This is a genomic window from Salipiger sp. D13 (genome assembly GCF_003703915.1).
Classification (GTDB): Bacteria; Pseudomonadota; Alphaproteobacteria; order Rhodobacterales; family Rhodobacteraceae; genus Salipiger; species Salipiger profundus.
Genome location: NZ_ML112590.1, coordinates 197,593 through 211,007 on the forward strand (window position 1 = coordinate 197,593; position 13,415 = coordinate 211,007).

Annotated in this window: 12 protein-coding genes; 6 read left to right on the plus strand and 6 right to left on the minus strand. The window is 65.4% G+C overall.

All coding sequences use genetic code 11. The annotated features are described in order from the left end of the window. Positions 1-46 precede the first annotated feature (46 nt). From D6860_RS00910 to D6860_RS00920, 3 genes are all read left to right on the plus strand, one after another. Entirely contained in the window at positions 47-832 is a 786-nt protein-coding gene (locus D6860_RS00910; protein WP_076624564.1) for an enoyl-CoA hydratase, read from the plus strand. 91 nt (positions 833-923) lie between these two features. Further along, positions 924-1,124 carry a YgaP family membrane protein gene (locus tag D6860_RS00915; RefSeq protein WP_017466916.1) on the plus strand — a complete coding sequence of 67 codons (201 nt, stop codon included), beginning with the start codon at positions 924-926 and terminating at the stop codon, positions 1,122-1,124. Between the two features lie 106 nt (positions 1,125-1,230). Further along, entirely contained in the window at positions 1,231-1,602 is a 372-nt protein-coding gene (locus D6860_RS00920; RefSeq protein WP_017466917.1) for a hypothetical protein, read from the plus strand. A gap of 107 nt (positions 1,603-1,709) precedes the next feature. Here the strand turns inward: D6860_RS00920 and uvrA are convergent, their stop codons facing one another. After that, entirely contained in the window at positions 1,710-4,574 is a 2,865-nt protein-coding gene (uvrA, locus tag D6860_RS00925; protein ID WP_017466918.1) for an excinuclease ABC subunit UvrA, read from the minus strand. 151 nt (positions 4,575-4,725) lie between these two features. Between uvrA and D6860_RS00930 the strand changes: the two genes are divergently transcribed. Then, positions 4,726-5,085, plus strand: coding sequence for a rhodanese-like domain-containing protein (locus D6860_RS00930; protein WP_083697867.1), 360 nt, complete (start codon positions 4,726-4,728; stop codon positions 5,083-5,085). An 82-nt stretch (positions 5,086-5,167) separates the two neighbouring features. After that, positions 5,168-5,485, plus strand: a complete 318-nt coding sequence (locus D6860_RS00935; protein WP_128549207.1) for a hypothetical protein — start codon at positions 5,168-5,170, stop codon at positions 5,483-5,485. Positions 5,486-5,655: 170 nt separating this feature from the next. On the opposite strand, the gene D6860_RS00940 is transcribed toward D6860_RS00935, so the two are convergent. The 5 genes from D6860_RS00940 to D6860_RS00960 all read right to left on the minus strand — a co-directional run bounded on the left by D6860_RS00940 (position 5,656) and on the right by D6860_RS00960 (position 12,122). After that, positions 5,656-6,747, minus strand: a complete 1,092-nt coding sequence (locus tag D6860_RS00940; protein WP_076624562.1) for an ABC transporter ATP-binding protein — start codon at positions 6,745-6,747, stop codon at positions 5,656-5,658. A 19-nt stretch (positions 6,748-6,766) separates the two neighbouring features. Further along, positions 6,767-8,422 carry an alpha-amylase family glycosyl hydrolase gene (locus D6860_RS00945; protein ID WP_017467614.1) on the minus strand — a complete coding sequence of 552 codons (1,656 nt, stop codon included), beginning with the start codon at positions 8,420-8,422 and terminating at the stop codon, positions 6,767-6,769. A gap of 15 nt (positions 8,423-8,437) precedes the next feature. Further along, complete coding sequence (locus tag D6860_RS00950; protein WP_076624561.1) at positions 8,438-9,694, minus strand: carbohydrate ABC transporter permease; 1,257 nt, start codon at positions 9,692-9,694, stop codon at positions 8,438-8,440. A 1-nt stretch (position 9,695) separates the two neighbouring features. Then, the gene (locus D6860_RS00955; protein ID WP_076624560.1) at positions 9,696-10,670 is read right to left on the minus strand and encodes a carbohydrate ABC transporter permease; all 975 of its coding nucleotides are present in this window, start codon (positions 10,668-10,670) and stop codon (positions 9,696-9,698) included. A gap of 87 nt (positions 10,671-10,757) precedes the next feature. After that, positions 10,758-12,122: an ABC transporter substrate-binding protein gene (locus D6860_RS00960; RefSeq protein ID WP_076624559.1), complete on the minus strand. Its 1,365-nt coding sequence runs from the start codon at positions 12,120-12,122 to the stop codon at positions 10,758-10,760. A gap of 256 nt (positions 12,123-12,378) precedes the next feature. Here D6860_RS00960 and D6860_RS00965 point away from each other — a divergent pair, with 256 nt between their 5' ends. Then, positions 12,379-13,410, plus strand: coding sequence for a LacI family DNA-binding transcriptional regulator (locus D6860_RS00965; RefSeq protein WP_076624558.1), 1,032 nt, complete (start codon positions 12,379-12,381; stop codon positions 13,408-13,410). Positions 13,411-13,415: the final 5 nt, after the last annotated feature.

The following is a 13,415-nucleotide window of genomic DNA, read 5'->3' on the forward strand; positions in this document are numbered from 1 at the left end:
TGCCCTGCGCTGGCTAAGCTGCCCCGAAAGCCATTGGGAGGACAAGATGGGGATCCTGGAACGTCACGACAAAGGGGCGGTCGCGCACCTGCGCCTGAATGCGCCCGAGCGGCTCAACCCGCTCTCCGACGCGATGCTGGCCGCATTGCAGGAGCAGATCGAGGCACTGCGCGAAGACCGAAAGATCCGCGCCGTGGTGCTCTCGGGCGCGGGCAAGGTGTTCTGCGCCGGGCACGACCTCAAGGAGATGCAGGCGGGCCGACAGGCCGAGGACGGCGGCCGCGCCTATTTCGCGGACCTCTTCGCCCGCTGCTCTTCGGTGATGACCGGCCTCCAGAAGCTGCCGCAGCCGGTAATCGCGCAGGTGCACGGGATTGCCACCGCCGCCGGTTGCCAACTCGTCGCCTCCTGCGATCTCGCGGTAGCGGCCGAAGGCACGCGCTTCGGCGTCAACGGCGTGAACATCGGGCTCTTCTGCTCGACGCCGATGGTGGCGCTCACCCGAAACATCGCACCGAAACACGCCTTCGAGATGCTCTCGACCGGTCGTTTCGCCGACGCCGAGGAGGCCTGCCGCATGGGTCTCGTGAACCGGGTCGTGCCGGCCGATGGGCTCGAGACGGCGGCGGAGGAGCTTGCCGAGACCGTCGCGGGCAAGCTCGGCGCGGCGGTGAAGATCGGCAAGGAAGCGTTCTACGCGCAGGCTGCCATGACCACCGAAGAGGCCTACGCCTACGCGGGCCAGGTCATGGTCGAAAACATGCTCTGGCGCGACACCGAGGAAGGCATCGCGGCGTTTCTGGAAAAGCGCGCGCCCGACTGGTCGCAATAACCACCGCTCTGTGACCATATCACAGACATGCGATGCCGCCTGCGCGATGATGGGGCACAAAACGGCTCCATCATCCCGAAAGGATCACATCATGTTTGCCAAGAACGTCGGAGGCATCGACAAGGTCGTCCGCATCGTCGTCGGTGCGCTTCTCGTGCTCGCCTTCTTCCTGACCGACGGCCCCTACAGCTGGCTCTACCTGCTCGGCATCATTCCGCTGGTGACGGGGCTTCTCGGAACATGCCCGATTTATTCGGTTTTCGGCATAAATACCTGTTCGATCGGCAAATGACTGCCGGGCAGGTTGGCCGATCTTCGCCGTTGTCAAAAATTTTCTGAACGGAAATCGGCGAGATGTGCGTTCAACTCCTGACGAATATCAAAGCAGGAGACATCTCATGTTTCGCAAGATCGCACTTGTCGCCCTTTCCGCAACCGCGTTGAGCATGCCGCTCACCGCGACGGCAAGCCCCAAGGGCTGCCCTCCGGGTCTGGCGGACAAGGGCTGTGTCCCGCCGGGACAGGCCAAGAAGATGCCGCAGCGCAAGCAGTACGAACAGACGAAGGAGCGCCGCGAGGAAACCCACCGCTATCGCTTCAGCGAAGGCGACCGCTATGACGGTATGCGCGAGGTCATCGAGAACCCCGAGCGCTACGGGCTGACCCGCACCGGCACCTACTACCGCGACGACAACGTGGTCTACCGGGTCGACCCGGACACCCGCCGCGTGCTCGACGTGATCGGCGCGCTTTCGGCGCTGTCGCAGTAAGCTGTCGCAGCAACACGCCAACCAACGCGAAACGGGCCGGTCATCACCGGCCCGTTTTATTTTGCCCATCGCCAGATCCACGGTGGGCCGATACCCGTGGCGCCGCCCTACTCGGCGGCCACCTTGCCCGAGGTCAGCATCGGCTTCAGGTAATGCCCCGTATGCGACCGCGCGACCTCGGCCACTTCTTCCGGGGTGCCCACGGCAACGATTTCGCCACCGCCGTCACCGCCCTCGGGGCCGATGTCGATGATGTGGTCCGCGGTCTTGATGACGTCGAGGTTGTGCTCGATCACCACCACCGTGTTGCCGGCCTCGACCAGCTCGTGCAGCACCTCGAGCAGCTTGCGGACGTCCTCGAAGTGCAGGCCGGTGGTCGGCTCGTCGAGGATATAGAGCGTCCGCCCGGTCGAGCGTTTCGCCAGCTCCTTGGACAATTTCACCCGCTGCGCCTCGCCGCCCGAGAGGGTCGTCGCCTGCTGGCCCACCTTCACGTAGCCCAGCCCCACGCGCATCAGCGCATCCATCTTCTCGCGGATGCTCGGAACCGCCTGGAAGAAGTCCTGCGCCTCCTCGACGGTCATGTCGAGCACATCGGCGATGGACTTGCCCTTGAACTTGATCTCGAGCGTCTCGCGGTTGTAGCGCGCGCCCTTGCAGGTCTCGCACTCGACGTAGACGTCGGGCAGGAAGTGCATCTCGATCTTGATGACACCGTCGCCCTGGCAGGCCTCGCAGCGGCCGCCCTTCACGTTGAACGAGAACCGCCCGGGCTTGTAGCCGCGCGCCTTGGCCTCGGGCAGCCCCGCGAACCAGTCGCGGATCGGCGTGAAGGCCCCGGTGTAGGTCGCCGGGTTCGAGCGCGGCGTGCGGCCGATCGGCCGCTGGTCGATGTCGATGACCTTGTCGAGATGCTCGAAGCCGCGGATCGTCTCGCAGGGCGCAGGCGTCTCGCGCGCGCCGTTGAGCTTCATCGCGGCGTTCTTGTAGAGCGTCTCGATGGTCAGGGTCGACTTGCCGCCGCCCGAAACGCCGGTCACGCAGATGAACTTGCCGAGAGGGAAGTCGGCGGTCACCTCCTTGAGGTTGTTGCCGGTGGCCTTCACGACCTTGAGCTTCTTGCGGTTGCCCTTGCGGCGCGTCTTCGGCACCGCGATCTCGCGCGTGCCGGCAAGATACTGGCCGGTGAGGCTCGCCGGGTCGTCGGCAATGGCCTGCGGCGTGCCGTGGCTCACCACCTGCCCGCCATGCACCCCGGCCCCGGGGCCGATATCGAAGACATAGTCGGCCTGGCGGATCATGTCCTCGTCATGCTCGACCACGATCACCGTGTTGCCCTGGTCGCGCAGCGATTTCAGCGTGCCGATCAGCCGGTCGTTGTCGCGCTGGTGCAGGCCGATCGACGGCTCGTCGAGGACGTAGAGCACCCCCGTCAGCCCCGAGCCGATCTGGGAGGCCAGCCGGATGCGCTGGCTCTCGCCGCCCGACAGCGTGCCGGCCGCCCGCGACATGGTGAGATACTCGAGCCCGACGTTGTTGAGGAACCCAAGCCGCTCGCGGATCTCCTTGAGGATGGCGCGGGCGATCTCGTTCTTCTGGTTGGTCAGCGCGCCGGGCACCGTGTCGATCCAGGCGTAGGCTTCCTTGATCGACATCTCGACCACCTGGCCGATGTGCAGATCGCCGATGCGCACCGCCAGCGCTTCCTCGCGCAGCCGGTAGCCACCGCAGGTCCCGCAGGGCCGGTTGTTCTGGTAGCGCTCGAATTCCTCGCGCACCCAGCTCGAGTCCGTCTCGCGGTAGCGCCGCTCCATGTTGGGGATCACGCCCTCGAACACCCGGCTGACCTGGTAGACGCGACCACCCTCGTCGTAGCGGAACTGGATCTCCTCGTCGCCCGAGCCGTGCAGGAAGACCTGCTGAACGTGCTTCGGCAGATCCTTCCAGCGCTCGTTGCGGTTGAACTCGTAGTGCTTCGCGATGCTCTCGATGGTCTGAAGAAAATACGGCGACTTGCCCTTGCGCCACGGCGCGATGGCCCCGTCCGAAACCTTGAGCGTCGCGTCAGGCACCACCAGCCGCTCGTCGAAGAACAGTTCGACCCCGAGGCCGTCGCACTCCGGGCAGGCCCCGAAGGGCGCGTTGAACGAGAACAGCCGCGGCTCGATCTCGGGGATGGTGAAGCCGCTCACCGGGCAGGCGAATTTCTCGGAGAAGGTGATGCGCTCCGGCTCGCCTTCGCCCTCGCGCGGGGCCGTTTCCAGCACCGCGATCCCGTCGGCAAGGTCGAGCGCCGTGCGGAAACTGTCTGCAAGCCGCGTCTCCAGCCCCTCGCGCACGACGATCCGGTCGACCACCACGTCGATGTCGTGGCGGAATTTCTTGTCGAGCGTCGGCGGCTCGTCGAGCTCGTAGAACTGCCCGTCGACCTTGACCCGCTGGAATCCCTGCTTGCGCAGCTCCAGCATCTCTTTCTTGTACTCGCCCTTCCGGTCGCGGATCATCGGCGCGAGCAAGTAGCCGCGTGTCCCCTCCTCGAGGGCCATCACCCGGTCGACCATGTCCTGCACCTGCTGCGCCTCGATCGGCAGGCCGGTTGCCGGCGAATAGGGCGTGCCGACCCGGGCGAAGAGCAGGCGGAGATAATCGTAGATCTCCGTCACCGTGCCCACGGTCGAGCGCGGGTTCTTCGAGGTCGTCTTCTGCTCGATCGAGATCGCCGGGGAGAGACCCGAGATCTGGTCGACGTCGGGCTTCTCCATCATGTCGAGGAACTGCCGCGCGTAGGCCGACAGGCTCTCGACGTAGCGGCGCTGTCCCTCGGCATAGATCGTGTCGAAGGCAAGCGAGGACTTCCCCGAGCCCGACAGGCCGGTGATCACCACCAGCTCGTCGCGGGGAATGTCCACGTCGATGGATTTCAGGTTGTGTTCGCGCGCGCCGCGCACTTCGATCTGCTTCAGCTCGGGCATGGGGCCTCCGGACGGGGTTGCCCGTTACATAGGCGAAGCGCGGCGTTTCGCCAATCTCAAATGAAGAACATAGCGGGAACTTTACCACGACGACTTTACATTCGCCATTATGAATGTATATCGCTTGGGCAAAAGTCACGGAGACGCCCCGATGTTCGCCTTCCTCTCCCGCCACCGACCCACCGAGATGACCGCCCGCGATGCCGTCGACAAATCGCGGGACGGCGACGTCGTGGTCCTCGACATCCGCGATGGCGCCGAGGTCGCCGCGACCGGCAAGGCAAAGGGTGCGCTGCACGTGCCCATGGCGCCCCTCGCCATGCGCTGCGATCCCCGCAGTCCGGAGTACCTGCCAGAGCTCGGCACCGGCAAGCCGATCGCGCTCTACTGCGCCAGCGGCGCCCGCTCCGCCATGGCCGCCAAGACATTGCGCCGCTTCGGTCACGGCGATGTCCACAACATCGGCGGCCTCGCGCACTGGCAGCGCGCCGGCGGTCAAATCGAGCGCTGATCCGCCGATCACGAAAGCGTGTGATCCGAGCCCTGCCCGCTTCGCCTAACTTTTCCGAAAGGACACCAGGTGGAGCGGCAGGATGAGGTTCACGCGCAGGGAAATGATCGCCGGGGTTCTTGGCGCCGGCACCTTGATCGCGGGTGGCGCCCGCGCGTCGCACCTGCGGCGCCCGAGGATCGAGATCAGCGGCACCCTGCTGCACAGGCGCACCGAGGGGCCCGACGACATCCTGCTCGTGACCGACGACGGCACCGAGTGGATCGTCACCCTGCGCGACCGCCGCCCGGAGACGCTCGCACCTGGCACCCGTCTCAGCGTGTCCGGCCGCCGCATCGCCGGCCCATTCCCCGACCGGATGACGGCCGAGGCGCTCACCATCGAGGACAGCACCGGCTGACCGTGGCGGCGCGGCGACGGGCTTCGCCACCACGCGCAACGCCCGTCCTTCTTCTCTTCGAAAATACCCTCGGGGGAGTCCGCGCACAGGCGCGGACGGGGGCAGAGCCCCCGCCCACGATTGCCATCCACGCGGACCGCGCGAGGTCTAACCTCCGCAGCGGCCCGGACCTAGCGGTAGCGCAACGACTGCCCGTTCGCGAAAAGATGCACCTTCGACGGCTCCGCACCCAGCCGCACCTCGGTGCCGCGCAGACCGCGGTGGATGCCCGGCAGCTTCGCGACCAGCCCCTCGGGGGCGCCGGTCTCCGGTTCGAAGTGGAGCAGCGTCACCTCGCCGAGCGCCTCGGTCAACGCGACGGTGCCGCTGTAGGCGGCCTCGCCTTCGGCCATCACGAAATCCTCCGGCCGGATGCCGACATTGACCTTCAGCCCCCGGTCCGTCTCCCTGGTCGGCACCTCGGAGACCGCCGTGCCGCCCTGCTCGAGCTTCACCGTCGTGCGCTCGCCGGTGCCGGTGATCTCGCCGGGCATCAGGTTCATGGCAGGCGAGCCGATGAACTGCGCCACGAACTCCGAGTTCGGCGTCTCGTAGAGCTCGAGCGGCGAGCCCACCTGCGCGATCCCCTTGTTGGCCAGCACCACGATCCGGTCGGCGAGCGTCATCGCCTCGACCTGGTCGTGGGTGACGTAGATCATCGTGCGGTCGGGCATCTTCTCCTTGAGCTGCGCGATCTCGATCCTGGTCGCCACGCGCAGCGCCGCGTCGAGGTTCGAGAGCGGCTCGTCGAAGAGGTAGACCTTGGGATCGCGCACGATGGCCCGGCCGATGGCGACCCGCTGGCGCTGACCGCCCGACAGCGCCTTCGGCAGGCGGTCGAGGTAATCGGTAAGTTGCAGCATCTTCGCCGCCCGCTGCACCGACTCCTCGATCTCCTCCTTCGACTTCTTCGCGATCTGCAACGCAAAGGCCATGTTGTCGCGCACCGTCATGTGCGGATAAAGCGCGTAGCTCTGGAACACCATGGCGATGCCACGCTGCGCCGGCGGCACGTCGTTGACGCGCTGCCCGTCGATCTCGAGCGTGCCCGCCGAGATCTTCTCGAGCCCCGCGATCATCCGCAGCAGCGTGGACTTGCCGCAGCCCGAGGGTCCCACGAAGACGATCAGCTCGCCCGCCTTGATGTCGAGGTCGATGTGCTTGAGCACCTCGACCGCGCCGCCGTAGGTCTTGCCTACATCGCTCAGTTTCAGATCGGCCATTTGCGTCCTCTCCCCCGCATCACATCTTCAGTGCCAGCACGGGCTGCCAGCGCCCGAAATGCAGCTTGCCGTCCGGCAGCGGCCCGGCCGACCCCAGCTCTCCGCCCACCTGGTGCCAGCGCCCCTCGGGCGCGTCGATCGTCACCGGCTCGTCACCGATGTTGAAGCCGCAGAACAGCTCCTCGTCATCGAGACAGCGATGGAAGGTCAGCACCGTGCCGATGCATTTCACCTCGCTGATCTCCCCCTTCATCAGCGCCGGATGATTGTGCCGGAACGAGATCGCCCGGCGGTAATGGTGCAGGATCGCCAGCGGATCCTTTTCCTGCGTCGCCACCGTGCGGCCGAGATGCGCGTGGCTGATCGGCAACCATGGCCGCATGCTCTCGCTGAAGCCGCCGTTGAGCGTGTCCGGCTCCCAGACCATCGGCGTGCGCGACCCGTCGCGGCCCTTGAACGCCGGCCAGAAGCGTTTGCCGTAGGGGTCCTGCAGATCCTCGAAGGCCACCTCTGCCTCGGGCAGGCCCAACTCCTCCCCCTGGTAGAGGCAGGCCGATCCGCGCAGGCACATCATCAGCGTCATGTAGAGCCGGGCCGCTTGCTCGCTGATGTTCCAGCGGCTGATGTGGCGCACCACGTCGTGGTTCGAGAAGGCCCAGCAGGCCCAGCCGCCCGGCGCCTTCTCCTCCATGTCGTCCATGACGGTCTTGATGTAGGGCGCTGTCGGCGCATGGTCGGACAGCAGTTCGAAGGCATAGGACATGTGCAGGTACTTGTCGCCCCGCGTGTAGTCGCCCAGCACCTCCAGTCCGCGTTGATCCTCGCCGATTTCGCCGACGGCGGCGGCGTCGTACCGGTTCATCAGCGTGCGCAGCCGCGCGAGAAAGTCGAGGTTCTCGGGCTGGGTCTTGTCGTAGAGGTGGTTCTGCCAGGTGTAGGGGTTCACCGCCGGTGCGGTGATCGGATTGCGCTCTTCCGGGGCAAGTGCCGGGTTGTCGCGCAATTCCTTGTCGTGGGTGTAGAAGTTCACCGTGTCGAGCCGGAAACCGTCCACACCGTGGTCCAGCCAGAACTTCGCCACGTCGAGCAGCGCGTCCTGCAGGGCGGGCTCGTGGAAGTTCATGTCCGGTTGGTCGGACAGGAAGTTGTGCAGGTAGTACTGGCACCGGGTCGGGTCCCATTGCCAGGACGATCCGCCGAAGATCGACAACCAGTTGTTGGGCGGCGTTCCGTCCGGCTTGGCGTCGGCCCAGACATACCAGTTCGCGCGCGGATTGTCCTTCGACGAGCGGCTTTCCTTGAACCAAGGGTGCTCGATCGAACTGTGCGAGATCACGAGGTCCATGAGCACCTTGAGACCCAGCATGTGCGCGGTCTCGATCACGACGTCGAAGTCCGCCAGGCTGCCGAACATCGGGTCGACGTCGCAATAGTCGCTGACGTCGTAACCGAAGTCATGCATGGGCGAGCGGAAGAACGGCGAGATCCAGACTGCGTCGACGCCCAGCGAGGCGACGTAGGGAAGCCTCTGGGCGATGCCCAGCAGGTCGCCGACGCCGTCACCGTTGCTGTCCTGGAAACTACGCGGGTAAATCTGGTAGATCACCGCTCCGCGCCACCAATCCGGGTCTTTCTTGAGGTATCGTTTCGGGTTCATGTCCGGCACTTCGGTCATGTGGGGAGAGATCCTTTACTTTACCGAGCCGGCCAGCAGGCCGCGCACGAGGTATTTCTGCATTGCGAAGAAGACCAGCAGCGGCACCGCGATCGACACGAAGGCCGCCGCCGCGAGGATGCCCCAGTCGCCACCGCGCGAGCCGAGAAGGTCGTCGGCGATCTTGACCGTCATCACCCAGCTGTCGGCATTGGCCGGGAGGAAGACCTTGGCGACGAGCAGGTCGTTCCAGGTCCAGAGGAACTGGAAGATGGCGAAGGAGGCAAGCGCCGGGAACGACAGCGGCAGGACGATCTTGGTGAAGACCTGGAAGTCGGTGGCCCCGTCGACCTTGGCGCTTTCGATGATGTCACGCGGCAGGCCGATCATGTAGTTGCGCAACAGGTAGACCGCGAGCGGCAGGCCGAAGCCGGTATGCGCGAACCAGATGCCGAGAAAGCTCTGCCCGATGCCGATGGTCTGGTGCAGCTTCAGCATCGGCACCAGCGCGAGCTGCAGCGGCACGACCAGCAGGCCCACCACGGCGGCGACCAGCCAGCCGCGGCCGGGGAACTCCATCCATGCCAGCGCGTAGGCCGCGAAGGCCGCGATCAGGATCGGGATGACCGTCGCCGGCACCGTCACCGTGAGCGTGTTGATGAAGGCCCGGTCCATCCCGTCCGAGGTCAGGATCTGCCGGTAGTTCTGCAGGCCGAAGTCGGGCGGCTGCTCGGTCACGATGTAGATCGACGGCGCGCGGCTGATCTCGCCCTCGTCGCGATAGGTGAAATCGCCGTTCTCGGCCACGGTGAGCGAGCGCTGCAGCACGGCGGTATCGGGGGTGATCGGCAGACCGTCCTCGGTCTCTGTCGGGAACTCCGGTTCGCCGTCGGACGGGTAGGAAATCTCGATGCGCTCGTCATCGGGTTCGCCGTTCTCGTCGGTGACCTGCACCTCGTACCAGGCATAGGTCTGGCCCGGTTCGGCGGCGCCGGGGTCGCGCCCGATGAGGCCGAAGCCCGCCACCTCGCCCGAGCCGCCCGAGAAGAGGTTGCCGGTGAGCACGCCGTAGTCGCCGTCCATCGTGGCGCCGTCTGCCTCGGGGCGGATACGCACCGCCTGCTCGACCGGGAACATCGCGGCCCACCAGCCGGTTTCCGAGATCTGCTCGCGGTCGCGGAAGGACGAGACCAGAAGTCCAACGGTGGGGATCAGCCAGATCACCACCAGCGCCAGCACCGCAAGATGGGTGACGATGGTCAGCGAGGATTTCTTCCCGGCAATATTGTCCATCTCAGACCTCCCGCTTCGCCTGGCGAATGTTGTAGATCATCACCGGGGTCACGATCAGCATGATGACGAAGGCCACGGCGGTGGCCCGCCCGTCGTCCCGGAACATGTAGTCCATCATGTAGCTGGGCAGGATCTCGGTGTCGAAGTTGCCGCCGGTCATCGTGTAGACGATGTCGAAGATCTTCAGCGTCAGGAAGGTGATCGTGGTCCAGACCACCACGATGGTGCCCGCGATCTGCGGCACCTTGATGCGGAAGAACAGCTGGAACGGGTTGGCGCCGTCGATGATCGCGGCCTCGACCGTCTCGTCGGGAATGCCGCGCAGCGCCGCCGACAGGATCACCATGGCAAAGCCGGTCTGCATCCAGACCATGATCAGCATGATGAAGAAGTTGTTCCAGAACGGAATCTGCATCGGGTCGATTGGCTGCGCGCCGAAGTAGTCCCGGATCGCGTTGATGATGCCGATGTCGGGGTCGTTGGCGTAGACGAATTTCCAGATCAGCGAGGCGCCGACGAAGCTGATCGCCATCGGCATGAATATCAGCGACTTGGCGATGCTGCCCCAGTTCAGCCGGTCGGTGAGCTGCGCCACCAGCAGGCCGAAGAAGGTCGCCGCGGCGGGCACGAAGAGGATCCAGAGGAAGTTGTTGAACAGCGCCACGCGAAAGCCATGCTCGCCGAACATTTGAATGTAGTTGTCGAGCCCGATGAAGGTGTTGCCGGACCGGTTGTAGAGCGACCGGATGAAGCTGCCGATCACCGGGTAGACGAGGTAGAGACCGAGCGCCAGCATCGCCGGCAGCAGGAACAGCCACGGCCGCACGGCGGTCGCCCGGGCGATGTTGCGGCCCTGGTCATTGCTGCGCGGCGGGAAGATGAAGCGGTCGAGAATGAGGTTCGAGAGGAAGAAATACCCCACGCACCCGCCGACCCCGATGATGATGGTCAGGATGCCCTGAAGGATCGGTGACATGCCCTGCGCCTCCTCGCGCTCTCGCCCTTGTCGTCTGGTCGTCCCCGCGCCGACCGGGCGCGGGGATCCTGGTTCTCGCCGGAGCCGTTACTGGAGCGTGTCCCAGCGGCTCTGAACGGTCTCGGCAACCTGCTCGGCCGGGGTGCCGGTGACGTAGTCGACCATGCCGGTCCAGAAGGCGCCCGCGCCGATCTCGGCGGGCATCAGGTCCGAGGCATCGTAGCGGAAGGTCGTTGCCTCGCTGATGATCTCGCCCATCGCGCGCTGCGCGTCGGTGGCGTAGACATCGAGATTGACGCCTGCATGCGCGGTGAGGAAGCCGTCCTGTGCCATCCACAGCTCATGCGCGATCGGCAGTTTCAGCCACTCGAGCATGACGTTGGTGGCCTCCGACGGGTTGGTGATCGAGAACAGCGTGCCCGCACCAAGCACCGGCTTGCCGAGATCCTTGTCCTCGTAGGCCGGGAAGTAGAAGAAGTCGACGTTGTCGCCAAGCTCGGCATCCTCCGGGAAGAAGGCCGGGATGAAGCTTGCCTGACGGTGCATGTAGCACTCCGGCGGAACGCTGAAGAGGCCCGAGGGGCTGTCGCGGAAATCCGTCGTCGCGGCCGATTGCGCGCCACCCTGCACGAAATCGTCGTTGCGCACGAACCAGCCGAATTCATCGATGGCGCCGACCACGGCCGGATCGTCGAAGGGGATCTCGTTGCTCACCCACTGGTCGTAGACCTGCGGCTCCTGCGTGCGCAGCATGAGATCCTCGACCCAGTCGGTCGCGGGCCAGCCGGTCGCCGCGCCCGAGCCGAGACCGATGCACCACGGCGTGCCGCCGTCGTCGACGATCTGCTCGGTCAGTTCCTTGAGCTCTTCCATGCTCTCGGGGATCTCGTAGCCCATCTCGTCGAAGGCGATCGGCGAATACCAGACCAGCGACTTGAGGTCGACGCGGTAGAACTGGCCGTAGAGATGCTCTTCGCCGTCCTCGCCCTCGTAGGTGGCGAGGTCGACCCAGCTGACGCCGGCGGCGTAGTTCTCGGCAATCCAGTCGGAGGTGCCATCCGGCAGCGGTGTCAGGTAACCCTGTTTCGCCATGTCGGCGGCCAGCCCCGGCTGCGGGAACACCGCGAGGTTGGGGGCCGTGCCCGCACGGGCCGAGATCACGATGTCCTGCTCGAAGCTGTCGGAACCGGAATAGTTCACCTCGGCGCCGGTGGCCTCCTCGAAGTAGCGGAACATGATGTCCACCTTGTCCTTCTCGTAGCCGGTCCACGGGCCGGTGATCTCGATGGTCTCACCGCTCAGGTCGTGGCTTTCCGCGAAGCTGTTGTAGCCGTCCCAGTGAAAGCCGCCCTCGCCCACCGGGAACGGCATGTCCTGTGCCTGGACCGCCCCGGCCGTCAGCGCGAGCGCCGCCGTGCCGCAAAGAATGTGGCGCTTGGTGCGAAATGTCATGAAAGATCGTCCTCCCGATTGTCGCGGAAACAGCCCGCGCGTTCGTCGCTTTGACACGAGTCGATCAAAGCGCTTTGAAGATAATTTACCGTCCCGCGTTTGACCTCCCATGTCAATTGCGAAACGCCATAGTTTGCGACAGTTTTAGCGCCGCACTGCAGCTTTTCAAGGCGCGCAGAAAACATCTTTCCGCCGGGGTCGGTTTGCGGTTAGGCTGGAAAATACCCGAAGCGCTTTGGAGGGGACGGGGGGAGTGATGAACCTCAAGATGCTCGCCGCACATCTCGGCCTGTCTCAGACCACCGTCAGCCGTGCGCTGAACGGCTACCCCGAGGTGAGCGAAGCCACCCGCCAGCGGGTTGTCGAGGCCGCGCAGCGCCTCAACTATGCCCCCAATCAGCGCGCCAAGGGGCTCGCCACCGGGCGCGCCATGGCCATCGGCCACGTGATTCCCGTGTCCAAGCGGCACGAGATGATGAACCCGGTGTTCGGCGATTTCGTCGCCGGGGCCTCCGAGACCTACCTCAAGGCCGGCTACGACATGACGCTCTCGATGACCGGCGACGAGGACGAGGCCGACAACTACCGCCGTCTCAAGGCCAAGGGGCACGTCGATGGAATCATCGTGCATGGCCCCAAGATGGCCGACGGGCGGATCCCCTTCCTGACGGGGCTCGACATGCCCTTCGTGGTGCATGGTCGGGCGTCGGACCTCGACGAGCCGTATTCCTGGGTCGACATGAACAGTGCGCGGGCGTTCCGGCGCGCCACGGCCTTCCTGCTCGATCTCGGGCATAAGCGCATCGCGTTGCTCAACGGCCTCGAGTTCATGGACTTCGCCCACCGAAGGCGGCTCGGATACAAGGATGCGCTGCAGGAACGCGGCATCGCGTGCGACCCGGCGCTGATGTTCAGCGAAGAAATGACCGAGCCCTACGGCTACAAGGCGACGACGCGGCTGCTCTCCCTGCCCGAGCCGCCCACAGCGATCCTCTCGTCCTCGCTCATCACCGCGATCGGCGTGCGTCGCGCCATCCACGAGGCCGGTCTCGAGATGGGCCGCGACGTGTCGGTCATCACGCATGACGACGACTTCAGCTACCTCTCGAACGGGCGCGACGTCCCGATCTTCACCGCGACCCGCTCGCCGGTCCGCGAGGCGGGGCGGATCGCGGCCGAGATGTTGCTCCGGCAGATCTCCGCACCCGACCAGCCTCCGGAAACGCACCTCATGGAGGCACAACTGATCATCGGCGGCTCGACCGGGCCCGCCCCGAAACAGACCTAGGATCA

Bases quoted from the DNA above. Each gene is read 5' to 3' on its own strand.
- D6860_RS00950 (WP_076624561.1), bottom strand. From the start codon at position 9,694: ATGGACAATATTGCCGGGAAGAAATCCTCGCTGACCATCGTCACCCAT.
- D6860_RS00960 (WP_076624559.1), bottom strand. From the start codon at position 12,122: ATGACATTTCGCACCAAGCGCCACATTCTTTGCGGCACGGCGGCGCTC.
- D6860_RS00955 (WP_076624560.1), bottom strand. From the start codon at position 10,670: ATGTCACCGATCCTTCAGGGCATCCTGACCATCATCATCGGGGTCGGC.
- D6860_RS00965 (WP_076624558.1), top strand. From the start codon at position 12,379: ATGAACCTCAAGATGCTCGCCGCACATCTCGGCCTGTCTCAGACCACC.
- D6860_RS00945 (WP_017467614.1), bottom strand. From the start codon at position 8,422: ATGACCGAAGTGCCGGACATGAACCCGAAACGATACCTCAAGAAAGAC.
- D6860_RS00940 (WP_076624562.1), bottom strand. From the start codon at position 6,747: ATGGCCGATCTGAAACTGAGCGATGTAGGCAAGACCTACGGCGGCGCG.
- uvrA (WP_017466918.1), bottom strand. From the start codon at position 4,574: ATGCCCGAGCTGAAGCAGATCGAAGTGCGCGGCGCGCGCGAACACAAC.
- D6860_RS00935 (WP_128549207.1), top strand. From the start codon at position 5,168: ATGAGGTTCACGCGCAGGGAAATGATCGCCGGGGTTCTTGGCGCCGGC.
- D6860_RS00910 (WP_076624564.1), top strand. From the start codon at position 47: ATGGGGATCCTGGAACGTCACGACAAAGGGGCGGTCGCGCACCTGCGC.
- D6860_RS00930 (WP_083697867.1), top strand. From the start codon at position 4,726: ATGTTCGCCTTCCTCTCCCGCCACCGACCCACCGAGATGACCGCCCGC.
- D6860_RS00920 (WP_017466917.1), top strand. From the start codon at position 1,231: ATGTTTCGCAAGATCGCACTTGTCGCCCTTTCCGCAACCGCGTTGAGC.
- D6860_RS00915 (WP_017466916.1), top strand. From the start codon at position 924: ATGTTTGCCAAGAACGTCGGAGGCATCGACAAGGTCGTCCGCATCGTC.